This is a genomic window from Massilia suwonensis (genome assembly GCF_042655665.1).
Taxonomy (GTDB): Bacteria; Pseudomonadota; Gammaproteobacteria; order Burkholderiales; family Burkholderiaceae_D; genus Telluria; species Telluria suwonensis.
The window spans coordinates 61,841-84,677 of record NZ_JBHSMR010000014.1; the positions used below are offsets into that span (position 1 = coordinate 61,841).

At 64.6% G+C, this 22,837-nt stretch carries 23 protein-coding genes; 15 read left to right on the top strand and 8 right to left on the bottom strand.

From position 1 onward, the window contains the following. Positions 1–77: 77 nt before the first annotated feature. Entirely contained in the window at positions 78–743 is a 666-nt protein-coding gene (locus ACFPQ5_RS20640; protein ID WP_379760313.1) for a thiol:disulfide interchange protein DsbA/DsbL, read from the top strand. A gap of 59 nt (positions 744–802) precedes the next feature. Further along, on the top strand, positions 803–1,054 hold the full coding sequence (locus ACFPQ5_RS20645; RefSeq protein WP_379760315.1) for a hypothetical protein: 252 nt from the start codon (positions 803–805) through the stop codon (positions 1,052–1,054). 138 nt (positions 1,055–1,192) lie between these two features. On the opposite strand, the gene ACFPQ5_RS20650 is transcribed toward ACFPQ5_RS20645, so the two are convergent. Continuing rightward, a complete protein-coding gene (locus tag ACFPQ5_RS20650; RefSeq protein WP_379760317.1) occupies positions 1,193–2,488 on the bottom strand; it encodes an ATP-binding protein in 1,296 nt (431 codons plus the stop codon). A gap of 464 nt (positions 2,489–2,952) precedes the next feature. Here ACFPQ5_RS20650 and ACFPQ5_RS20655 point away from each other — a divergent pair, with 464 nt between their 5' ends. Beyond that, on the top strand, positions 2,953–3,765 hold the full coding sequence (locus tag ACFPQ5_RS20655) for a MipA/OmpV family protein (RefSeq protein WP_379760319.1): 813 nt from the start codon (positions 2,953–2,955) through the stop codon (positions 3,763–3,765). A 2-nt stretch (positions 3,766–3,767) separates the two neighbouring features. Beyond that, positions 3,768–4,460, top strand: a complete 693-nt coding sequence (locus ACFPQ5_RS20660) for a hypothetical protein (RefSeq protein ID WP_379760321.1) — start codon at positions 3,768–3,770, stop codon at positions 4,458–4,460. Between the two features lie 120 nt (positions 4,461–4,580). On the opposite strand, the gene ACFPQ5_RS20665 is transcribed toward ACFPQ5_RS20660, so the two are convergent. From ACFPQ5_RS20665 to xseA, 5 genes are all read right to left on the bottom strand, one after another. Further along, positions 4,581–5,267, bottom strand: coding sequence for a response regulator (locus ACFPQ5_RS20665; protein ID WP_379760323.1), 687 nt, complete (start codon positions 5,265–5,267; stop codon positions 4,581–4,583). A gap of 156 nt (positions 5,268–5,423) precedes the next feature. Further along, complete coding sequence (locus tag ACFPQ5_RS20670; protein ID WP_379760325.1) at positions 5,424–6,878, bottom strand: aminotransferase class V-fold PLP-dependent enzyme; 1,455 nt, start codon at positions 6,876–6,878, stop codon at positions 5,424–5,426. A gap of 25 nt (positions 6,879–6,903) precedes the next feature. Continuing rightward, the gene (locus ACFPQ5_RS20675) at positions 6,904–7,371 is read right to left on the bottom strand and encodes a Rid family detoxifying hydrolase (protein ID WP_379760327.1); all 468 of its coding nucleotides are present in this window, start codon (positions 7,369–7,371) and stop codon (positions 6,904–6,906) included. A gap of 249 nt (positions 7,372–7,620) precedes the next feature. Then, the gene (locus ACFPQ5_RS20680) at positions 7,621–8,199 is read right to left on the bottom strand and encodes a superoxide dismutase (RefSeq protein WP_379760329.1); all 579 of its coding nucleotides are present in this window, start codon (positions 8,197–8,199) and stop codon (positions 7,621–7,623) included. A 122-nt stretch (positions 8,200–8,321) separates the two neighbouring features. Beyond that, entirely contained in the window at positions 8,322–9,683 is a 1,362-nt protein-coding gene (xseA, locus tag ACFPQ5_RS20685) for an exodeoxyribonuclease VII large subunit (protein WP_379760331.1), read from the bottom strand. A 1,198-nt stretch (positions 9,684–10,881) separates the two neighbouring features. Here xseA and ACFPQ5_RS20690 point away from each other — a divergent pair. From ACFPQ5_RS20690 to ACFPQ5_RS20720, 7 genes are all read left to right on the top strand, one after another. Next, on the top strand, positions 10,882–11,487 hold the full coding sequence (locus ACFPQ5_RS20690) for a MotA/TolQ/ExbB proton channel family protein (protein ID WP_379760333.1): 606 nt from the start codon (positions 10,882–10,884) through the stop codon (positions 11,485–11,487). Continuing rightward, positions 11,487–11,927 (top strand): ExbD/TolR family protein, encoded by a 441-nt coding sequence (locus ACFPQ5_RS20695; protein WP_136219646.1) that lies wholly within the window; start codon positions 11,487–11,489, stop codon positions 11,925–11,927. Before ACFPQ5_RS20690 ends, ACFPQ5_RS20695 begins: the two co-directional genes overlap by 1 nt. Positions 11,928–11,979: 52 nt before the next feature. Continuing rightward, positions 11,980–13,014 (top strand): tetraacyldisaccharide 4'-kinase, encoded by a 1,035-nt coding sequence (gene lpxK, locus ACFPQ5_RS20700; RefSeq protein ID WP_379760335.1) that lies wholly within the window; start codon positions 11,980–11,982, stop codon positions 13,012–13,014. After that, positions 12,995–13,165: a Trm112 family protein gene (locus ACFPQ5_RS20705; RefSeq protein WP_020652555.1), complete on the top strand. Its 171-nt coding sequence runs from the start codon at positions 12,995–12,997 to the stop codon at positions 13,163–13,165. Before lpxK ends, ACFPQ5_RS20705 begins: the two co-directional genes overlap by 20 nt. Further along, complete coding sequence (kdsB, locus tag ACFPQ5_RS20710; RefSeq protein WP_379760337.1) at positions 13,162–13,914, top strand: 3-deoxy-manno-octulosonate cytidylyltransferase; 753 nt, start codon at positions 13,162–13,164, stop codon at positions 13,912–13,914. The genes ACFPQ5_RS20705 and kdsB overlap by 4 nt, the downstream gene beginning before the upstream one ends. Before the next feature lie 196 nt (positions 13,915–14,110). Then, positions 14,111–14,767 carry an adenylate kinase gene (adk, locus tag ACFPQ5_RS20715; RefSeq protein WP_379760339.1) on the top strand — a complete coding sequence of 219 codons (657 nt, stop codon included), beginning with the start codon at positions 14,111–14,113 and terminating at the stop codon, positions 14,765–14,767. A gap of 176 nt (positions 14,768–14,943) precedes the next feature. Continuing rightward, positions 14,944–17,112, top strand: coding sequence for a sodium-translocating pyrophosphatase (locus ACFPQ5_RS20720; RefSeq protein WP_379760341.1), 2,169 nt, complete (start codon positions 14,944–14,946; stop codon positions 17,110–17,112). 27 nt (positions 17,113–17,139) lie between these two features. Here ACFPQ5_RS20720 and ACFPQ5_RS20725 read toward each other — a convergent pair whose 3' ends face one another. Continuing rightward, the gene (locus tag ACFPQ5_RS20725; protein ID WP_379760343.1) at positions 17,140–17,667 is read right to left on the bottom strand and encodes a DsbA family protein; all 528 of its coding nucleotides are present in this window, start codon (positions 17,665–17,667) and stop codon (positions 17,140–17,142) included. 83 nt (positions 17,668–17,750) lie between these two features. Here ACFPQ5_RS20725 and ACFPQ5_RS20730 point away from each other — a divergent pair, with 83 nt between their 5' ends. Further along, positions 17,751–17,945: a DUF1059 domain-containing protein gene (locus ACFPQ5_RS20730; protein WP_379760345.1), complete on the top strand. Its 195-nt coding sequence runs from the start codon at positions 17,751–17,753 to the stop codon at positions 17,943–17,945. 10 nt (positions 17,946–17,955) lie between these two features. Here ACFPQ5_RS20730 and ACFPQ5_RS20735 read toward each other — a convergent pair whose 3' ends face one another. Then, positions 17,956–19,254, bottom strand: coding sequence for an acetyl-CoA hydrolase/transferase family protein (locus ACFPQ5_RS20735; protein WP_379760347.1), 1,299 nt, complete (start codon positions 19,252–19,254; stop codon positions 17,956–17,958). A gap of 171 nt (positions 19,255–19,425) precedes the next feature. On the opposite strand from ACFPQ5_RS20735, the gene ACFPQ5_RS20740 reads away from it, so the two are divergent. The 3 genes from ACFPQ5_RS20740 to ggt all read left to right on the top strand — a co-directional run bounded on the left by ACFPQ5_RS20740 (position 19,426) and on the right by ggt (position 22,800). After that, positions 19,426–20,052 carry a hypothetical protein gene (locus tag ACFPQ5_RS20740; protein WP_379760349.1) on the top strand — a complete coding sequence of 209 codons (627 nt, stop codon included), beginning with the start codon at positions 19,426–19,428 and terminating at the stop codon, positions 20,050–20,052. Positions 20,053–20,162: 110 nt separating this feature from the next. After that, on the top strand, positions 20,163–20,921 hold the full coding sequence (locus ACFPQ5_RS20745; RefSeq protein WP_379760351.1) for a 3-hydroxyacyl-CoA dehydrogenase: 759 nt from the start codon (positions 20,163–20,165) through the stop codon (positions 20,919–20,921). Between the two features lie 100 nt (positions 20,922–21,021). Continuing rightward, a complete protein-coding gene (gene ggt / locus ACFPQ5_RS20750; RefSeq protein ID WP_379760353.1) occupies positions 21,022–22,800 on the top strand; it encodes a gamma-glutamyltransferase in 1,779 nt (592 codons plus the stop codon). The last annotated feature ends 37 nt before the right edge of the window (positions 22,801–22,837 follow it).

Here is a 22,837-nt window from a genome sequence, read left to right on the forward strand (position 1 = left end):
GGCTCTCCTTGGGCAGGGCAAAAAAGTGGTAATCTCGCGTCGTTTTCTTCAATTTCATACAGAAGGATCTCGACCCTATGCGCCGTACCCTGCGTTTTGCCCTCATCGCCGCCAGCCTGGTCGCCGGCACTGCTTTCGCTTCGCCTACCAACCCGCAGAATGGTGTCGAATACGTGACGCTGGCTTCGCCCCAGCCGGTGCAAACCGTCGGCAAGAAAGTCGAAGTCGTCGAATTCTTCGCTTACCACTGCCCGGCCTGCTACGCGCTGGAAGCGCCGCTGAACGAGTGGGCGAAAAAGAACGCCGACAAGGTCAGCTTCCGCCGCATCCACCTGCCGTTCCAGGGCGCGAACGATCCGGAAGCGCACCTGTTCCTGACGCTGGAAGCCATGGGCAAGGAAGCGGAAATGCATCCGAAGATCCTCAATGCCGTCCACGTGCAGCGCGTGCGCCTGATGAAGGATGACCAGATCATCGACTGGGTGGCCAAGAACGGCATCGACAAGGCCAAGTTCCTGGAAACCTGGAACTCCTTCGGCGTCGTGACCAAGCTGCGCCGCCAGCTGCAGGTGATGAACAACTACCAGGTCAGCGGCACCCCGACCCTGATCGTCGACGGCAAGTACCAGACCTCGCCGGGCCAGGTGGCCGAGAAGCTCAAGATCAATGACCGCAACCAGATCGTGCAGGCGCACCTGCAGGTGCTCGACGCGCTGGTCGCAAAGGCAGCCGCCACGAAATGAGTGAAGGTGAACGCAAAGTCCTGGAAATGTACGAGGGCGCCCGCCCTCGTGAAGAGGACTTGTTTGAAACCAGCCATGTGAACCACTATGCGTGGTCGCTGGCCGTGATCCTGCTCGGCCTCGTCGTCTGGCTCTGCATTGCCCTCGTCAATGCGGAGAACCAGCGCTATGCCCTGATGACCAACAAGTGTCCAGACCCGGTCTTCAAGACCGGCATCGACAAGGCCTGCCTCTACACCGTGCGCTCGCGCGACCATTGGTGGGAACACCTGTGGTATGCGTTCATACACGTCAAGCCCGAACACAAATAACCGCGTTTCGATCCGCTTGCGCCGTACCGCGTGGGCACAGAGTGCCCACGCTACGAACCCGCTGTTGTAGGGTGGGCGTAAATCAGTCCACTGGACTGATTTACTGCCCACGCGGTGCTGACTCAGCAGATCGACACGCTACAGCACCACCACAAACCTCGCCCCACCCAATTCCGACGCCTCCACCCTGAGCGTTCCGCCATGCGCCAGCACCGCCTTGCGCGCAATCGACAAGCCCAGCCCGAAGCCGCCCGTCGCCCGGTCCCGGCTCCGGTCCAGCCGATAAAACGGCTCGAATACCCGTTCGCGCTCTTCGTGCGGAATCCCCGGCCCATCGTCTTCCACGGTCACAAGCAAGCGCCCAGACTCGCGCCGCGCCGTCAGCCTGATCCGCGCCAGCGCATACTTCTGCGCATTACGTAGCAGATTCGACAGCGCCCGCCCCAGCAGCCGCGCATCGCCCTCGATCGTGCCCGCATCGGGCGCGCACACGAGCTCCAGCACCGGCTCCCCGGGCGGCAGGGCCGCTTCGGCCGTGCGCAGCAGCGCGGCCACTTCCAGCGTTTCCTTCTGCAGCGGCTGCCCGCTGTCGAGCCTTGCCATGCCCAGCAGTTCGTTGACCAGGGAGTTCAGTTCCAGCACGTCGCCTTCCATCGCCGCGATGCGCTTCTTGAGGCTTGGGTCGAGCGCCTTGGCTTCCAGCAGCTCGAGCGCGAATTCGAGGCGCGCGATCGGCGTGCGCAATTCGTGCGAGACGGAGTGGAGCAGGGTCTTCTGCGCCGTCAGCAGTTCCTCGATGCGGTCGGCCATGTGGTCGATCCGTTCGGCCAGCGGATAGATGCTGGCGGAGGGCTGCATGCGCGCGCGCGCCGACAGCTTGCCGGCGCCGAATTCGTCGGCCACGCGCGACAGCGACTGCAAGCCCTGCCAATGCGAACGCGACCACAGGGCGATCGGCACCAGCAGGGCCAGGGCCACGATCACATAGCGCACCGCTTCCATCTGCAGCGCCAGGCTGACGTCGATTGGCAAGTCCTGCACGTGGATCACGTCTTCCTCGCTGCCGATGTAGCGCTCGCCCTTCAGGTCGACGCGGCGATAAAAGGATTTGCCTTCGACGTCGAGCACGACCTCGCCGCGGTCGAGGGCGCCGAGGCTGGCGGCGGGCAGGAAGGAGCGCGCCCTGGGCAGCGGGATCAGGTCGAAGCGGGTGCCGGAGACTTCGCGCACCCGGTTCAGGCGCGCCAGCCATTCGTCGGCGGGGGCGGCGTCGACATATTGTTCGATCAGGAAGATTTGGGCCGAGGCCTGGCGCCGCGCGATGTCTTCCAGCGGATCGCCGAACAGCCGGCTCATGGCGAAATAGATGACGAAGGTGGCGGCCGTGATCGACAGCATCACCAGCATGAAGAAACGGAAGAAGATCCGGTTCACCCGGCCGCTCCTCTTGCTCGTTTCACTAAGCGGTGCAGAAACATTGTTTTCTCCTGGCGGCATTGTATCGGAGCAAACATAACCTTGCCAGCTTACAAATTCGCGACAATTCGGCGACATCTGATAAAAGTTTGGAAAGTTTTTACGCGTTAAGATGCTCCGTATCAGGTTTTCCGTTTGCCCACTCGACATGCGAGTGTCGGTGGGCTTTTTTATTCGGGCTGCCGCCGTTCCGGCGCGTGGCCAGACGGACGGGGCCGGCGCGGATCGCACGCCGCACGCCGCCCCGCGTCGCCTTCGCCTCATCCAGGGAAGGCTGCTTGTAACTATTTGCCCACAGGCAAACACGACATTTGGGAGCTAGGCTTGCCTCAACGTAAAATACTGGCACCCGAGCTTTCGCAACCCCGATGATGACCAAGCTTTCTGTCCTGGCCCCCCTTGCTGCCTTGGCATGCGCCGCTGTGTCGAGCGCTGCCTGCGCGCAGACGCCGGCGACCAATCCGATGCCCGACGGCAGCCGCGACATGTATGTCGGGATCGGCATCGTCTCGTCGGCGCGCTACCAGGGTGCAGCAAGCACGGAGCGCTCGGCGCTGCCGGTGCTGCAGGTCCAGCTGAGCAATGGCTTGTTCGTCTCCGGCATGCGTGCCGGCATCCACCTCGGGCGCACGCCGCAAGTCGAGTTCGGTCCACTGCTGGAATGGCAGCCCCGGCGCGACGCGGCCGGCGAGGGCGACGAGCTGGGCGGCGTCGGCGACATGCGCTTCAGCCTGGTCGCGATGCCGCTGGCCGCGTACAGCGACAACCGCCTGGCCGGCATGCCGGTCATCCACGGCCGCCTGCAGGGCGGCGGCTTCCTCAACTACTACCTGACGCCCGACTGGCGCCTGACCAGCAGCCTGCTGTACGGCGCCGGCAATGCGCGCAATGGCATGAAGCTCGAACTTGGCGTGCAGCGCCTGGCCTTGTCGCTGGGAGCGCATCACCGGCTCGCGCTGGACGCGGGCGTGAGCTTCGCCAGCCGCCGCTACAACAGCGCTTTCTTCGGCGTCAGCGAAAGCGATTCCCTGCTCAGCGGCCTGCCCGTGTTCGATGCCGGCGGCGGCTTGAAGGATGCGCGCATCGGTGCGCGCTGGAACTGGGCCTGGTCGCCGTCCTGGATGCTGACCTCGAGCGTGCAAGCCACGCGCCTGCTGGGCAGTGCCCGCCTGAGCCCGCTCGTTGAGCGGCCGACCAACCTGACGGTTTCGACCGCCATCGCCTACCGTTTCTGACGATGCCACTGGCCAGCCACATCCCTGCTTGCACCCTGGCGCTGGTCGCTTTGGCTGCCGGACCCGCCTGCGCCGGCGACTGGGTCAGCTACCGCGACGCCTACCGCGCCATGGTGGTGTTCGAAAAATACGGGGGACCGAAAAACTTCCTGCAAAGCCAGTTGCAGGTTGCACCCCAGGACCGCGGCGCCTCCGTCGAGGGCTTGCAGCTGACGTTGGCCGGCAAGACCAACCAGGTCAACCTGCCGCTCGATCCGCTCGGCCGCACGCCTTTCCCCTTGTTAAAAGGGGCCTACGACGAGAACGTCGCCTTGCTGCTGAGCCGCAAGATCGGCAGCTTCGCCATTCGTCCGCGCGTGTCGATCGCGCTCCAGCCCGACGGCGTCTATGAGGATGGCGAATTGCGCGCGGCCTGCGAACAGGCGCTGGGATTCGCGCGCTACGGCGACGGTTCGCTGCGCACGCGCCAGTGCGCCGGCGTGCGCTTCGTGTTCGCGAAGCGCACGCTTGACGCCGGCGTGCGCGTGCACCGCGCCGACGGGTCCGATGCCGCGCTTTCGGTCGCGTCCGGCACTCCCTTCCCGGGCGATGCCGACGACAGCTTCCCGACCGTGCTGTACCGATTCGCCGGCAGCGAGCGCGTGCAGCTCGTCACCGCGTATCCGCCGCTGGCGATCGTACCGCTGTTTGAGTAGGGACGTAGGGGCGTAGGGTGGAGTCCTGACTCCACGCGTGATACGCGTCGGCTCCGCTCTCGTTTACGATGATCTCGCTGCTACGTATCACCGCGTGGAGTCAGGACTCCACCCTACGGATCAGGCCCAGGCCGAAGGCGAGAACAGGTAGCCCTCGCCCCACACCGTCTTGATCTTCTCCGACTTGGCGTCGTCGAACTTGCGGCGCAGTTTCGAGATGCAGTTGTCGATGCTGCGGTCGAGGCCGTCGAACTCGATGCCGCGCATTTTTTTCAGCAGTTCGTCGCGCGAGAGCACGCGTCCGGCCGCTTCGGCCAGCACCAGCAGCAGCTTGTATTCGGTATTGCTCAGCACGCACAGTTCGTCGCGCCAGTAGACGGTGCGGTCGGCGCCGACGATGCGCAGGCCGCCGAAGACGAGTTCGCCGCTGTCGGGGCTGCTTTTCGGCTGGGTACGGCGCAGCAGGGCACGCAGGCGCGCCAGCAGCACACGCGGCTGCACCGGCTTGTTGACGAAGTCGTCCGCGCCTTGCTCGAGGCCCGAGACCTCATCGTAGGAGTCTTCGCGCGCGGTCAGGATCAGGATCGGCACCTCGGACAGTTCGCGGATCTGGCGGCACACGACCATGCCGTCGAGGCCAGGCAGCATCAGGTCGAGCACGACCACGTCGGGCGCACAGGCCTGGAAGCGCGCCAGCGCCTCGTCGCCGCGCGTGACCAGTTCGACCGCGAACTCGTAGCCGGACAGGTATTCCGTGACGAGCTCGGCCAGGCGCGCATCGTCTTCCACCAATAACACTCGGTACATGCTGTTCTCCTCCAGCCGGCATTGTATAGAAGCAATCGGAGTGAAGCACACAGCCACGACATTCTGGCGACAGTCGAATACATTTTCCGGACAAATGGATGCGCCTGCAAATGAAAAAAGCCGCACGCGGCGGCTCTTGCGGGCAGCTGGATACGATCAGCCCATTTTGCGGCGCAGGTCGTCCATGGCCGCAACGAGCTTGTCGATATCGTCTACGCTGGTCCACAGGTGGGTCGAGATCCGGATCACGTAGTGGTCGCTCGGCGCGCCGATCACGGGCACGTTGACGTTGCGGATCACGAAGCCCGGGCTGTAGTCGCTCAGCATGCGCGTCACGAATTCGCCCGACTTGGCGCTGTTCAGGACGTCGTTCGCATTGTTGAAGGGATTGAAGGAGGTGACCGCCGAGACCAGCTTCGGATCGTCCTTCGGCGAGTACAGGCGGTCCACACCCCAGATCTCGGCGATGCGTTCCTTCAGGTAGGCCGACAGGGCCAGGTCGTAGGTCTCGATCTTCTTGCGGCCGATCTGGTCCCACACGCCGCAGCTTGATACCAGGCCATGGAACATCGGTGTGTGCAGGCTGCCGCAGGAGGTGATGGTGGCGGCGACGTCCCAGGTGGCGGTGCCGTTGGTCGTGCGTGCGCGCGGCGTCCAGCTGCTGGTGTGGATCGGGTACCAGGCCGGCAACGGCAGCGGGTTCGATGCGCGGATCTTGTTGCGCACGATCAGGATGCCGGTCGAACCGGGGCCGCACTGCCACTTGTGGCCGGCGCCCGACATGAAGTCCATGCCGAGGTCGGCATAGTTATACGCCATCATCCCCGGCAGGTGGGCGCCGTCGACGATGCTGATCAGTTCGTGGGCCTTGGCTACTTCCATCAGCTCCGCGATCGGCAGCATGGTGCCGGTCTTGTAGGTTGGCGCCGAGAACATCATCGCGCGCACGCGCTTGCCCTGCGTGCGCAGTTCGCGGATGCGCTGGTCGAACAGCGACACGTACAATTGCGCGCTCTGGGCATTGCCGACCGGAAGAGGGATGCGCGAGACTTCGATGCCGTAGCGCGCCACCGCGATCGCCAGCGGCGTCTCGCCGCCGCCGTGCTCGTGGTTGGTGGTGACGACGACGTCGCCCGGATTCCATTGCAGGCCGAGGATCGCATGGCACATGCCGGACGAGGTGTTGGCCGAAAAGGCCAGTTCGTCGGGATCGACGCCGAAGCCGGGCGCGACCTGCGTGCGTTCGGCCAGCAGGTTGCCGTAGCCGCTCATGCTCTCGATGGCCCTGGCGCGGTTCTCGCTGTCGAACAGGTCGAGCGCTACCTTCGGCATCGAACCGGCGGTGCCGATGTTCATGAAGCGCTTGGCCGGATTCAGCGTGAACATCGCATTCACGTCGCGCCAGAAGCCTTCGTCGGCCAGCAACAGGTTGCGCAGTTCCTCGGTGCGGCTGGCCGCATGGCCGTCGCTGCAGCCGGCAAGCGGCCCCAGCGTTGCGGCCAGCGCGCCGGAGCCGAGGATGCGCAGGAAGTCGCGCCGGTTCCGGCTCCAGTGGGCCGGCGCGCTGCCTGCGGTGTTCGTGTCGATCAGTGCTGTCGTGTCCTTCTGCATGCGGGTCTCCTGTCGAAAGGGGAAATCAGCGGCGCGCCGCGACGATGGCGATCTCGATCTTGGCGTCGCGCGGCAGGCGTGCGACCTGCAGCGTGGCGCGCGAGGGCGGATCTTTCTTGAAGTACTGGCCGTAGACGGCATTCATGGCGGCGAACTCGTTCAGGTCCTGCATGTAGACCGTGCTCGTCAACACGTCCTCGAAACCCAGGCCCTGCGAAGCCAGTTCGGCGCCGATATAGCCCAGCACTTTATTGGTCTGCTCCTCGATGGTCGTGCCCTCGATCGCCGTGCCGGCCTTGTTCAGCGCGATCACGCCGGAGAAATAGATCAGCTTGCCGTGGCCGACCATCTGCGAATAGGGCCCGATGGCGGGGTAGATCTGGTCTGTCGTCAGTACCACCTTGCCGCCGCCGGCGCCCGGTACGGCGCAGCCGCTTGCCGCCACTGCGACGGCTGCGAAACATGAGGCTGTGATCAGTTTTTGGATGTTCACGCGTTCTCCCTGGTCAAATGGAATGGGCACATTGCTGTCTGTCAGGAAATGTACTGGGACCATTAAACGTGGGAATACGCACACCTATTGGTGCGGCAGCATCAGGGCTTGGCGTGCATCAAGTAGAGCGGGACGGAAGCGTTGCGGGCGCGCCGCGCTTCATGCGGGCGGCATGGCGAGGGACAAAAAAAAGGCCCGCTCGAAGCGGGCCGCGGTCTTTGCTCCGGCTGGGCCGGAAGACGAAAGCAATTACGCCATGTTCTGGTTCACGAATTCCCAGTTGACCAGGTTCCAGAACGCTTCCACGAACTTGGCGCGGGCGTTGCGGTAGTCGATGTAGTAGGCGTGTTCCCAGACGTCGCAGGTCAGCAGGGCCTTGTCGTCCGATGCCAGCGGGGTGTGGGCGTTCGAGGTGTTGACGATGTCGACGCCGCCGTCGGCCTTTTGCACCAGCCAGGTCCAGCCCGAACCGAAGTTGCCGATGGCCGACTTCGAGAACTCTTCCTTGAACTTGTCGAACGAACCCCACTTGGCGTTGATCGCGTCGGCGACCTTGCCGGTCGGCGCGCCGCCGCCGTTTGGCGACATGCAGTTCCAGAAGAAGGTGTGGTTCCAGACCTGGGCCGAATTGTTGAAGATGCCGCCCGAGGACTTCTTGACGATTTCTTCCAGCGACATGTTTTCGAACTCAGTGCCCTTGATCAGGTTGTTCAGGTTCGTCACATAGGTGGCGTGGTGCTTGCCGTAGTGGTATTCCAGGGTCTCGGCCGAGATGTGCGGCTGGAGGGCGTCTTTCGCGTACGGCAGCGGTGGCAGAGTGTGTTCCATGTCTTATTCCTCTATTTGGTTGGAAACGAAGTAATTCTTCCGAAACGGCGCATATTTTAAACCGGATGGGGTGACCTTGCTTGTTTGCTGCGTATCAGGATGTCAAGCGAGCTTGCCAAGACCTATTCCAGCCGGGCCTGTACGCTCGATACCTTGACCTCCGCGCTGCCGTCGGCGAGGCGAACCGTCAGCACCTGGCGCGCCTTGATCTCGCCCGGTGCGCGCAGCGCATGGCCCTCGGCATTGCTGACGATCGCATAGCCGCGCTCGAGCGTGCGCTGCGGGTTCAGCAGTTCGAGCTGAGCGGCCAGGCCCTCGAGCGCGTCGCGCCGCTGTTTGACCGCGCTGCACAGGCTTGCGTTCAGGTGCCGGCCTTCGGACATCAATTGAGCGCGCAGCGATCGCACTTCCGGACGATGGCGGGCCCAGCGCTGCTGCAGCTGGGCCAGCAGCACGCCGCCGCGGTTCAGGGGCGTGCGCACCGCGTGGCTCAGGCTGGAGGCCGCAGCGCGCAGTTTCAGGCGCTGGTGCGCGATCTGGGCCGTCGGGCTGAGCAGGCGGCGGCTCAGATTGTCCAGGCCCTGGTTCGCTTCCGACAGCTGGCGCCGCATGGCGCGGCGCAGGTCGGTGGCGTCCGCCGCCAGCGAGCCCATCCAGTCCTCGCGCGGCGTGGCCGCCAGTTCGGCCGCGGCCGTCGGCGTGGCGGCGCGCATGTCGGCGGCGAAGTCGGCGATGGTGACGTCGGTCTCGTGGCCGACGCCGGAAATGACGGGCACGCTGCAGGCGGCGATGGCCCGCGCCACGACTTCCTCGTTAAAGCTCCACAAGTCTTCGATCGAGCCGCCGCCGCGGCAGACCAGCAGCACGTCGACCTCTGCACGGTGCGAGGCGGTCATGATCGCTTCGGCGATCTTCTGCGCCGCGAACTGGCCCTGCACCGGCGCCGGATACAGCACGATGTTGACGTGCGGCGCGCGCCGCTTCAGGGCGGTGAGGATGTCGCGCAGGGCGGCCGCCTGCGGGCTGGTGACGATGCCGATGCTGCGCGTGAACAGGGGCAGGGCGCGCTTGCGCTCCTGGTCGAACAGGCCCTGGGCCGTCAACTTGTCCTTCAGGCGCAGGAAGGCTTCGTACAGCTGGCCGACGCCGGCGCGGCGGATCGCCTCGACATTGATCTGGTAATCGCCGCGCGCGCCGTACAGGGTGACCAAGGCGCGCACCTCGACCTTGTCGCCTTCGCGCGGCACGAAGCCGGCGTACTGGGCGCGGCCGCGGAACATCACCGCGCGCACCTGGGCCGCGTCGTCCTTCAGCGTGAAATACCAGTGGCCGGAACTGGCGCGGGTGAAGTTCGAGATTTCCCCGCCGATCCAGGTCAGGGGAAAGGAACGCTCGAGCAGGCGCGCGACCTGCGCATTCAGGGCGGAGACGGTGAGGACGGGCGGCGCGGCGTAGGTGGCGTCGGAGTCGGGTTGGTTCAGCATGGCGTGTTCGCAAACGGAGGAAGCGGACAGCTTATGGCATATGCCGGGCTCCGCGACAAGGGGTTTTTGTAGCGAAGCGCAGGGATATGCATGCCGCCTTTTTTGCTGGCAGCCCAGGTTGATTTGTTTTAAATCAATGACTTAAGGGGTGCGAAGTGCACTTGGACACAATGTTATCCACAAAAAATGTGGGGAACTCATCCATAAGACTTGTCCCCTGCTCAAGAAGCGGGCATGCAAGGGTTTCCTGTTTCGAATCAAGTACTTAATGTATAGACGCTGAGCTTGCGCACATTCTTTTCCACAGTTTGTGTGCAAAGCCGCTCAGTTGCAGATGGATTTCAGACATCGAGATCGGATGACAGGAATAAGCTGTGCCCGCATTTGCCGCTGCGAAGATTTTGTGCAGCGATATTTTGTCCTTTAAAAACAAGGAGCTTGTGCCAGCTTAAGGTGCTTCCTCACAATTTTGTCCACAGAAAATGTGTAGAACGGTGGTGCGGCTGAACGTGCACACGACCCACAGTGCATACTGCCGGGCCTGCCACAAAAACGGGCATGCACTTTAATCTGCATCGAATCAAGTACTTAAGCGAGCGCAAGAAGGCTTGCGCACATTCTTTTCCACAGAAAGTGTGCAAAGTCCGGCCCTGCCGGGAAAAGCGCAGGCTGCTTCTACAAGCTTGCCTGCACCGGGGGAGCCCAATGTGGACAACAGCCCTTGCCTAATTTTGTGCCACCGCATCTTTTCCTTATAAAATCAATTGCTTAAGTCGCGAGAGAGGCCATTGCTCACAATTTTGTCCACAAAAAATGTGGGAAACATCTGACATGGCTGAGCGGTCAATCGGCCTGTCTCAAGCTGCCATATTTTTGTTCGTGAAGAAGATATTGATTAGAATCAATGGCTTAGTGTTCAGAGGCGGCCATTGCACACAATTTTATCCACAGAAAATGTTTACAAGTCAGCGCTATGCGAGCACGCAGTCGAGCTGGCAACAGGATCTGAAAACGTCTGTTTCCTCAAGTGCTACATAATTGCGCAGAGGAAAAATTCCCTTAAGAATCAATGTTCTTTGATGTGGAGCAGGGCCTTGCGCACAATTTTATCCACAGAACTTGTGCAGAACTGTACTTGCCGCATTGCTGCCAACTTGCTACATTGCCGCATTCGTATCTCATCATCTCAGGAGTTCTCTTGTTCGCCATTCTTCAAGCTGCCGGCTGGCCCATCTGGCCCTTACTGATCGCTTCCATCGTCGCCCTGGCCTTGATCATCGAACGCCTGATTTACCTGCGCCGTGAAAAAATCTTGCCGAAGCAATTGCTCGGTGAAGTCATCCAGGTCTACCGCAACAAGAAGGCCACGCCCGAGATCATCGGCACGCTGGAACAGAATTCCCCGCTCGGCACCGTGCTGGCCGCCGCACTGCGCAACGTCGACGCCCCGCGCGACGTGATGAAGGAATCGATCGAGGAGGCCGGCCGCGGCGTCGCCCACGTTCTGGAACGCTTCCTGACCACGCTGGGTACGATCGCCTCGCTCGCGCCGCTGATGGGCCTGTTCGGCACGGTGGTCGGCATGATCGAGATCTTCGGTTCGCAAAACGCCAGCGGCGCCAACCCGGCCCAGCTGGCGCACGGCATCTCGGTGGCGCTGTATAACACCGGCTTCGGTCTCGCCATCGCGATGCCGGCCCTGGTGGCGTACCGCCACTTCCGCGCCCTGGTCGACAGCTTCATCATCGACATGGAACTGCAAGCCGTGAAATTCGTCGACGTCGTCCACGGGGCGCGCAAATGATGGATTTCCGCCGCGGCCGCAAGCGCGAGGATCCGGAGATCAACCTGATCCCCTTCATCGACGTGCTGCTGGTCGTGCTCATCTTCCTGATGGTCTCGACCACCTACAGTAAATTTACCGAGCTGCAGATCACGCTGCCGACGGCAGACGCCGACAAGGTGGCCGAGAAGCCCTTCGAGATCAACGTGACGATCGACGCCAAGGGCAATTACACGGTGAACAACACGCCGGTCTCCTTCAACGGCGTCGCCGGCCTGGCCGACGACCTGAAAACGGCCGCGCGCCAGGGCCCGAACGGCCAGCCGGTGGCGGACCCCGTCATCATCGTCAACGCCGACCAGTTCGCGATGCACCAGATGGTGATCAACGTGCTGGAAGCGGCGCGCCTGGCCGGCTACGACAAGCTGACCTTCGCGGCCCAGACCGGCGGCAAGAAGTAAGCGCACAAGCACCAGACGGGCGCAGTGCCTGCCTGGTGCTGCGCCTTTTTTTATGTCCAAGAACAATTCCCTCGAATCGACTTTGACGCGAGCCTGGCTGCGCCGCGGCCCGCTCGCCTGCGCGCTGTGGCCCGTCTCGCTGCTGTTTCGCGCCTTGAGCGGCCTGCGTGCCGGCCTCTATCGTGCCGGCATCCTGAAGGCGGGACGGCTGCCGGTGCCGGTCGTCGTGGTCGGTAATATCTTTATTGGCGGTACCGGCAAGACGCCGCTGACGATCTGGCTGGCGCAAGGGCTGATGGAGGCGGGCTTGCGTCCGGGCGTGATCTCGCGCGGCCACGGCGCCGAGGGCGAAGCGGCGCGCGAAGTCACGCTCGCCTCCGATACGCGCGAGGTCGGCGACGAACCGCTGCTGATCGCGCGCCGCGCGGGCGTCCCGGTCTTCGTCGGCAGGAAGCGCGTGGAGGCGGGCAGGGCGCTGCTGGCCGCGCACCCGGAGGTGAACGTGATCCTCACCGACGACGGCCTGCAGCATTACGCGCTGGCGCGCGACGTCGAGGTGCTGCTGTTCGACGGCCGCGGCGCCGGCAACGGCTGGCTGCTGCCGGCCGGACCCTTGCGCGAGCCGCCCTCGCGCCGGCGCGACGTCACGGTTGTCAACGCGCCGCAGATCACGCCTGCGCTGGCAGCCCAGGTCGGCGGTGCGCCATTCCAGATGCAGCTGGTGGGCGAGGTCGCCGAACGCCTGGCGAACGGCGCCGAGCGCCGGCCGCTGGCCTCGTTTGCCGGGCAGCGCGTGCTGGCGGCCGCCGGCATCGGCAACCCGGGCCGCTTCTTCACCCTGCTGCGCGGCGCCGGCCTCTCGTTTGCCGAGCTGCCTTTGGCCGACCACTACGATTTCCGCGACAACCCGTTTGCGTCCGTGGATGCCGATGTCATCCTGATCACCGAGAAGGATGCAGTAAAATGTGGGCAACTTGAAAACCTGAAGGACGATCCACGCTTGTGGGTGGTCCCGGTCACGGCGCGCATCGATGCCGCCGTGGCCGACCTCATTGTGGAGAAATGTCGTGGACGCTCGCCTGCTTGATATCCTGGTCTGCCCGTTGTGCAAGGGACCGCTCGAATACGATAAGAAGGCCCAGGAACTGACCTGCCGTCCGGACCGCCTTGCCTACCCGATCCGCGACGGCATCCCGATCATGTGGGCCGACCAGGCGCGCAAGATCGAAGCGGTATGAGCTTCACCGTCATCATCCCGGCGCGGCTCGCCTCGACCCGCCTGCCGAACAAGCCGCTCGCCGACCTGGGCGGCAAACCGATGGTCGTGCGCGTCGCCGAGCGTGCGCGCGAATCCGGCGCCGCGCGCATCGTGGTCGCGACCGACCATGCCGACATCCTGGCCGCCTGCGCGGCGCACGGCGTCGATGCGCGCATGACGCGTGCCGACCATCCGTCCGGCACCGACCGCATCGCCGAAGTGGCGCGCGAACTGGGCCTGGGCGAGGACGAGGTCGTCGTTAACCTGCAGGGCGACGAACCGCTGATCGACCCGGCGCTGCTGGCCGCCTGCGCCAGCCGCATCAATGTCGACGTGCCGATGGCCACCTGTGCCCATCCCCTGAGCGAAGTCGCTGACGTCTTCAATCCGAACGTCGTAAAAGTCGTGCTCGACAAGGCGGGCAGGGCGCTGTACTTTTCGCGCGCCACCATTCCCTGGGCACGCGACGCCTTTGTCGCCAGCCGCGAAACGCTGCCGGCCGGCTATGCACCGCTGCGCCACATCGGCCTGTATGCCTACCGCAACGCCTTCCTGCAGGCTTATCCGGGCCTGGAACCGGCGCCGCTGGAACAGGTCGAAGCACTCGAACAACTGCGCGTGCTCTGGCACGGCTACCCGATCGCCGTCCACGTCACCGACAGCGCGCCCGAGGCCGGTGTCGATACGCCGGAAGACCTGGCGCGGGTACGCCTTTACTATGAGTCTTGAGTAGTCGTCTTGATCTGTGTGGCAATTGATTCACGGACCGTCTGTTCTGCCTCAATAAACCATTGCTGCAGGCGCCGGGATTGGCGCTGGGGCTTGGTTTTGTGGTAAGTTTCGTACCAAGGTAGTCAGATATGCATCAATCCGCATTTGTTGCCAACACAATTACAAATTTCATTATCCGTCTTAGGAATTTTTCATGCGTCTCATTCTGTTAGGAGCGCCTGGCGCCGGTAAGGGCACCCAGGCTAACTTCATCAAGGAAAAATACAATATCCCCCAGATCTCCACCGGCGACATGCTGCGTGCGGCGATCAAGGCCGGCACCGAGCTGGGCCTGGCGGCGAAAAAAGTAATGGACGCAGGCGGCCTGGTGTCGGACGACATCATGATCGGCCTGGTGAAGAATCGCCTGCAGGAAGCCGATTGCGCCAACGGCTACCTGTTCGACGGCTTCCCGCGCACCGTGGCGCAAGCCGACGCCATGAAGGACAACGGCATCAACGTCGACTACGTGCTCGAGTTCGACGTGCCCGACGAACTGATCGTCGAACGCATGAGCGGCCGCCGCTCGCACCCGGGTTCGGGCCGCGTGTACCACACCACCTTCAACCCGCCGAAGGTCGCCGACATCGACGACGTCACCGGCGAGCCGCTGGTCCAGCGCGACGACGACAAGGAAGAAACCGTCAAGAAGCGCCTCGAGGTCTACCACAACCAGACCGAAGTGCTGCTCGGCTACTACAACAACTGGGCCCAGTCCGGCCTGCCGGGCGCACCGAAGTATCGCAAGATCTCGGGCGTGGGACCGGTCGAACAAGTACGCGACGCGGCATTCGCCGCGCTCTCGGAGTAAGACAATAAGCGGACGGCAACGTCCGCTTTTTTTTGACCGGATGACGCCCAGCCATCCGTCGCACCATAAGTTTTAATCAAAGTTGTGCAGTACGCAGTGAGTCAGACTGCTTCGCCGGTGAGGGAAGCATTCTTCGTTGTGTTGTTGTGACTTGATCGAAAAACTAAGGGGACGATATGGCTGCAAACTATCTCGCGTTTGCCGTGGCATGCGGCGTCATCGCGGTTGTCTACGGGCTCTGGGCCCGCACCTGGATCCTCCGGCAAGATGCCGGCAACGCCACCATGGGCGCCATCGCCCAGGCCATCCAGGAGGGCGCTTCGGCCTATCTCGGGCGCCAGTACCGCACCATCGGCATCGTCGGGCTGGTCTTGCTGATTGCCATCTACGCGCTGCTCGGTCCCTGGACCGCGCTCGGCTTCTTCGCCGGCGCCGTGCTCTCGGGCGCCTGCGGCTTCATCGGCATGAACGTCTCGGTGCGCGCCAACGTGCGCACGGCGCAGGCGGCCGCCACGGGCATGAAGGAAGCCCTGGCGGTGGCCTTCAAGGGCGGCGCCATCACCGGCATGCTGGTGGTGGGCCTGGGCCTGCTGGGCGTGACCCTGTTCTACTGGTTCCTCGCCAGCATGGGAGAAGGCAGCGGGCGCACCCGCCACGACATCATCGCGCCCCTGATCGGCCTGGCCTTCGGCGCCTCGCTGATCTCGATCTTCGCGCGCCTGGGCGGCGGCATCTTCACCAAGGGCGCCGACGTCGGCGCCGACCTGGTCGGCAAGGTCGAAGCCGGGATTCCCGAAGACGATCCGCGCAACCCGGCGGTGATCGCCGACAACGTGGGCGACAACGTCGGCGACTGCGCCGGCATGGCGGCCGACCTGTTCGAAACCTACGTCGTCACCCTGATCGCCACCATGCTGCTGGGCGCGCTGCTGGTAGGCGGAGAGAATGGCGCAGCCGTGATCTACCCGCTGCTGCTGGGCGCGGTGTCCATCCTCGGCTCGATCGTCGGCTGCTCGATGGTGCGCGCCCGCCCCAACGGCAAGATCATGTCGGCCTTGTACACGGGCCTGTGGTGGGCCGCCGGGCTGTCGCTGTTCGGCTTCATCGTCGTCACCTGGCTGGTATGGGAAGACGCGGCCATGCGCGGCAGCATGCTGGGCTGCGCCATCGTCGGCATCGTGCTCACCGGCCTGATGGTCTACATCACCGAGTACTACACGGGCACCGAATTCAAGCCGGTGCGCCACATCGCCGAAGCCTCGACCACCGGCCACGGCACCAACATCATCGCGGGCCTTGGCGTGTCGATGAAGTCGACCGCCTACCCGGTGCTGGTGGTCTGCATCGCGATCCTGGTCGCCTACCAGCTGGGCCAGCTGTACGGCATCGCGATTGCCGCCACCTCGATGCTGTCGATGGCCGGCATTATCGTCGCCCTGGATGCCTACGGCCCGATCACCGACAACGCCGGCGGCATCGCCGAAATGAGCGGCATGCCGGAATCGGTGCGCGCGATTACCGACCCGCTCGACGCGGTGGGCAACACCACCAAGGCCGTGACCAAGGGCTACGCGATCGGCTCGGCGGGCCTGGCCGCGCTGGTGCTGTTCGCCGACTACAGCCACGCGCTCGATACCGCGGGCATGTCGATGGCCTTCGAATTGTCGAACCCCATGGTGATCGTCGGCCTGTTCATCGGCGGCCTGATTCCCTACCTGTTCGGGGCGATGGCGATGGAAGCCGTCGGTCGCGCCGCCGGCGCCGTCGTGGTCGAGGTGCGGCGCCAGTTCCGCGAGATCAGCGGCATCATGGCCGGCACCGCGAAGCCCGAATACCACAAGGCGGTCGACATGCTGACGGCCTCGGCGATCAAGGAGATGATCCTGCCTTCGCTCTTGCCGGTGGTGGTGCCGATCGCGGTCGGCATGCTGCTGGGGCCGGCGGCGCTGGGCGGGCTGCTGATGGGCACCATCATCACCGGCCTGTTCGTCGCGATTTCGATGACGACCGGCGGCGGCGCCTGGGACAACGCCAAGAAATACATCGAGGACGGCAACTACGGCGGCAAGGGGTCGGACACGCACAAGGCGGCCGTGACCGGCGACACCGTCGGCGACCCCTACAAGGACACGGCCGGGCCGGCGGTGAATCCCCTCATCAAGATCATCAACATCGTCGCATTGCTGTTGGTGCCGCTACTGCCGGCGGCCGGTTGGGTAGCCGTCAGCGAGCCGGATGTCGCCCAGCTGAAATGGTCGGCCAAGCCGGCGGAGCGGGGCGGCGCGCAGCCCGTCGGCGGAACGGCGGCCGCGACCGTGGCCCAGGAGCCGCGTCTGCAGCAATAGGCGGATGCGCCTCGGCCGCGAGCTGGTTCAGGCGCGGCCGAGCGCTTCCTGCAGGGCCGCGGCCAGCGAGGCCTGGTCGGAATCGCCGTGGTAGCGCTCGCCGTTGATGAAAAAGGTCGGCGTGCCGCTGGCGCCGTGCGCGCGGGCCTGTTCGGCATGGGCGGCGACCCCGGCGCGGTGCTTGCCCTCGTCCAGCTCGCGCACGAAGCGCTGCGCGTCCAGGCCCAGGCTGGCGGCGATACCCGGCAGCGCATCCTCGCTCGCCATGGCCTGGTTCTCGAACAGGGCGTCGTGCATCTCCCAGAACTTGCCCTGGGCGCCGGCGGCTTCGGCCGCTTCCGCCGCGCGGGCGGCGAACGGATGCAGGTCGCTCAGCGGCAGGTGACGATACACAAGCGCCACGCGTCCCTGGTGCTGGTGCATCAGCTGGTCGAGCGCCGCATGCGCGCGGGCGCAGTATGGGCACTGGAAGTCGCCGTATTCGACCAGCGTCACCTCGGCGTCGCGCGGGCCGCGCAGGTGGTCGTTCTCTTCGATCCTGATGCTGTCACTCATCTTTCCTCCGATAGTCGAGCTCGCTTGAACTGGCGCCGGCGCCTCCTACACTGAAGTTGAACACACCGGCTGAGGAGGTCATCATGGCACGCAAGTTCATCGATTGCCGCGAGTTTCCGAGCGAAAAGAACTGCTCGGTCACCATCGCCGCCGACAGCGAGCAGGAATTGATGGAGGTCGCCGTCCAGCACGCCGTCAGCGTGCACGGACACCAGGACACGCCGGCCTTCCGCGAGCAGCTGCGCGCAAGCATCCACGAGGGAAGTCCGCCTCAATGAGGCAGCGCCCTCAGAACACGCACATCCTGTTCGCCTCTTCGCGCAGCCAGCCGCGAAAGTCCGGGTGCGCGATCGCAATCAGTTCCTGCGCCCGCTGCTTGGCCGACTTGCCGCGCAGCTGGGCCACACCGTATTCGGTGACAATATAGTTGACGTCGTTCTTGCTGGTGGTGGCATGGGTGCCCGGCGTCAGTGTCGGCACGATGCGCGAGACGGTACCGTCCTTCGCAGTCGAGGGCAGCACGATGAAAGACTGGCCGCCGCGCGAACGGTTGGCCGCGCGCACGAAGTCGACCTGGCCGCCGGTGCCGGAATAGGGCAGGTGGGCGATGCTTTCGCTGCCGCACTGGCCGAGCAGATCGACCTGCAGGCTGGCGTTGATCGACACCAGCTTGTCGTTTTGCCCGGCGACGTACGGGTCGTTCGTAAAATTCGACGGGTGCATCTCCAGCATCGGGTTGTGGTGCATGAAGTCGTACAGGCGGCGCGAGCCGAGGGCGAAGGTGGCGACCATCTTGCCCGGGAGCAGGGTCTTCTTGCGGTTGGTGACGGCGCCGCACTCGACCAGCTTGAGGATGCCGTCGCCAATCATCTCGGTGTGCACGCCAAGGTCGTGCTTGTGGGTCAGCTGCTGCACCACCGCATCCGGGATGCCGCCGTAACCGATCTGCAGGGTGGAGCCGTCCTCGATCATGTCGGCCACGTACTTGCCGATCGCCTCCTGCACCGGGCCGATGGCCGGCAGCCCGACTTCCAGGATCGGGTCTTCGCTTTCGACCAGGCTCGTTACCTGCGAAATGTGGATGTGGCAGTGGCCGTGCGCGAAGGGCACGTTCGGATTGACTTCCAGGATCACGGCGCGTGCCTTGGCCACGGCCGCCATCGTGTAATCGGTGCCCAGGCTGAGCGCGAACCAGCCCTGCGCGTTCATCGGGGAGGCCATGGCGAAGACGACGTCGGCCGGCATCAGGCCGCGCTCGATCAGGGTCGGGATCTCCGAAAAATAGTTCGGGATGAAGTCGCACCAGCCGCCCTGGCCGCTGGCGCGCGAGGCGCCGCCGAAGAACAGGGCGGCGTGGCGCACGTGGCGTGCCGTCTCCTGTTCGAAATAGCCGTACTTGCGCATCGCCAGGATTTGCGCGACGCGCACGCCGGTCCAGCGGCTGCGCTGTTCGGACAGGGCCGTCAGCAAGCTCGGCGGTTCGCCGACGCCGGTCGGCACGACGATCATGTCGTTGTCGCGCAAATGCGCCAGGGCATCCAGGGCGCTGCCGCGCCTGGCTTGGTAGAGCTCGTGTACCGTCTGCATGGGTGTCTCCATTGTCGATTGCCGCCTCGCCGGGCGCCTGCCTCCAGCCTAAGGCCTGAAGCTGACGTGGAGATGACAGCAACGCGGCGCGCCGCTTGCGCGCGCCGCCCGGCCTCATGGCGGCAGATAATTGATCCATTGGCGCATGCGCATTGATCATAGGGAGCGATCATGAAACACGCGAAACATTCGAAGCCGCTGCGCGCCGCGCAGATCGCGCTCGTCCTGCTGGCGGCGCTGGCGGCCGCATCGTTAGCCGGGCCGGCGGCCGCGCAAACAAGCGGACAAACCGGCGCGCAATCCCGCCCGGCGCAAGTGACCCCGGCGCCCGCCGGTCCCAGCTACGGCCCGGTGCTGCATCCCCAGCCCCTGAAATCCGAACCCGGCGCCCAGCCCGAACGGACGCCGCAGGCCCAGGAAGAAAAGTCCGGCGCCGCGCCGCCGGGAAGCGCGACGGAAGTGGACCCGTCGGCGCGGCCGGCGCCCCAGCCGAAGGACCCCGCCAAAACCGACGGCCGCAAGGACACTAAAAAGAACGCCAGGCGCAGCGCGCGCCGTTCCAGCCCACAGCGCGTCGACGTCGTGCCGCAGGCCGCCGCGAGCGGGCCATCCCTGGCCCCGCTGCCCCCTCCGCAGCCCGTGGCGCTGAAACCCGGCCCGGCCCAGATCACCACCTGCAACGGCGGCACCTGCACCGATACGAGCGGCGCAAGCTACAACACCGGCGTCGGCAATGCCGCCGTCAACAATCAGGGGCGCCTTTGCACCCGCACCGGCAACACCATGCAGTGCTTCTAAACGGAGACAAAGGTTTTAAGACAAACGTGGTTTTTCCCGGCAAAAGTTCGCTACAATCTTGTGGGTTGACGTTAACGTAAACGTCAAAAAGAACGCAAAAAGGGAAAACCATGCAAATTCAAGACAATGTGTTCATCGTCACCGGCGGCGCGTCGGGCCTGGGAGCGGCCACCGCGCGCATGATCACCGAAGCGGGCGGCAAGGTCGTCATCGCCGACGTGCAGGCGGAAGCGGGCGCGGCCCTGGCCGCCGAGCTGAACGGCAAGTTCGTCAAGTGCGACGTCACCTCGGAAGAAGACGGCAAGGCGGTCGTCGCTGCCGCTACCGCCCTGGGCACGCTGCGCGGCCTGGTCAACTGCGCCGGCGTGGCGCCGGCCGTGAAAACCGTCGGCAAGGATGGCCCGCACCCGCTGGACGTGTTCCAGCGCGCCGTCAACATCAACCTGGTCGGCACCTTCAACATGTCGCGCCTGGCTGCCGAAGCGATGGGCAATACCGAGGGCGCCGAATACGGCGAGCGCGGCATCATCATCAACACCGCCTCGGTCGCGGCCTTCGACGGCCAGATCGGCCAGGCGGCCTACGGCTCCTCGAAAGCGGCCGTGGCCGGCATGACCCTGCCGATGGCACGCGACCTGGCACGTAGCGGCATCCGCGTGATGACGATCGCCCCGGGCATCTTCGAAACCCCGATGCTGATGGGCATGCCGCAGGAAGTGCGTGACTCGCTGGGCAAGATGGTCCCGTTCCCGCCGCGCCTCGGCATGCCGAAGGAATACGCGCACCTGGCGAAAGCGATCATCGAAAACGTGATGCTGAACGGCGAGACGATCCGTCTCGACGGCGCGATCCGCATGCAGCCAAAATAAATGGTGGAATGAGCCGTTTGACAATTTGATGTAGGATGCCAACGATGTTGGGCGTGCACGGCCGCTGGCCGGTCACGCCCTTGCTTCATTTGGAGACCCGATGATCAAGTTGAAAACCGTCGCAAGCGCGGCCTTACTGCTGGCGCTTGCTGCGCCGTTCGCTGCACTGGCCCAGGACACCGCCCAGCGCGCCCCCGAAATCGCCACCGGCTACCAGGACAAGGCCGGCTGGGCCGCCCGCAAGTACATGGTGGCCGCCGCCAATCCGCTCGCGGTCGAGGCCGGCTACGAAATATTGAAAAAGGGCGGCACGGCCATCGACGCCGCGATCGCCACTCAGCTGGTGCTGACCCTGGTCGAGCCGCAAAGCTCGGGTATCGGCGGCGGCGCCTTCCTGATGCATTACGACGGCAAAAAGGTGCAAGCCTTCGACGGCCGCGAAACGGCGCCGAAAGCGGCCGACGAACACCTGTTCCAGAATCCCGACGGCACACCGCTGTCGCGCACGGCCGGCGTCGTCGGCGGCCGTTCGGTCGGCGCGCCGGGCGTGCTGCGCATGCTCGAGCTGGCGCACAAGCAGCACGGCAAGCTGCCCTGGAAAAGCCTGTTCGCACCGGCGATCCGTCTGTCCGAAAAAGGTTTCGCCGTCAGCCCGCGCCTGAACGGCCTCTTGATGTGGGACGCCCACATCCGCAAGGACCCGGCCGCGGCCGCCTATTTTTATGACCCGGCCGGCAAGCCCTGGCCGGTCGGCCACATCCTCAAGAATCCGGCGCTGGCCAGGACCCTGAAAGAAATCGCACAGGGCGGGGCCGACGTCTTCTATAACGGTCACATCGCGCGCGACATCGCGGCCAAGGTCAAGGGACACCCGACCAATCCAGGCCTGCTGACCGCCAAGGACATCGCCGACTACCGCCCGAAAGTGCGCGAGCCGGTCTGCAGCGACTACCGCGTCTACACCGTGTGCGGCATGCCGCCGCCATCCTCGGGCGGCATTGCCGTGGCGCAGATGCTGGGCATGTTCGAGACCCGCGACATGAGCAAACTGGCCCCAAGCGATGGCGTGCCCGGCCCGGATGCCGTGCACCTGTTCTCGGAAGTGGGGCGCCTGGCCTATGCCGACCGCAACCGCTATGCGGCCGACACCGATTTCGTGCCGCTGCCGGGCCGCGGCCTGCCGGCCCTGATCGACAAGGCCTATCTGACCAAGCGCGCGGGCCTGATCGGCGAACGCTCCATGGGTGAGGCGCCTGCCGGCAATCCGCTCGGCAACGACGTCGCCTGGGGCACGGACAACGCCATCGAAACGCCGTCGACCTCGCATCTGGTGGTGGTCGACAGCCACGGCGCCGGCCTGTCGATGACGACGACCGTCGAGGATGCCTTCGGTTCGCGTCAGATGGTCGACGGGTTCATCCTGAACAACCAGCTGACCGATTTTTCCTTCGATTCGCGCGACGCCAACGGCCCGATCGCCAACCGCGTCGAAGCCGGCAAGCGTCCGCGCAGCGCCATGTCGCCGACCGTCGTGTTCGACAAGCAGACCGGCAAGCTGGTGCTGGCGGTGGGCTCGCCGGGCGGTCCGGCCATCATCAACTACGTGGCCAAGGTGCTGGTCGGCACCCTCGACTGGGGCCTGAACGTGCAGCAGGCAATTGCGCTACCGAACTTCGGCAGCCGCAACGGGCCGACCGAGCTCGAAGCAGGGCGCTTCCCGCAGTCGACGGTCGACGCCCTGAAGGCACGCGGCCACGCGGTGCGTCAGATGGAACAGAATTCCGGCCTGCACGGCATCATGCGCATGTCCATCCATGGCGAACCCTGGTGGTTCGGTGGTGCGGATCCGCGACGCGAAGGTGTCGCAAAAGGAGACTAAAAAGAGAACTTGGTAGTGGCTTTTGGGCAATAAATTC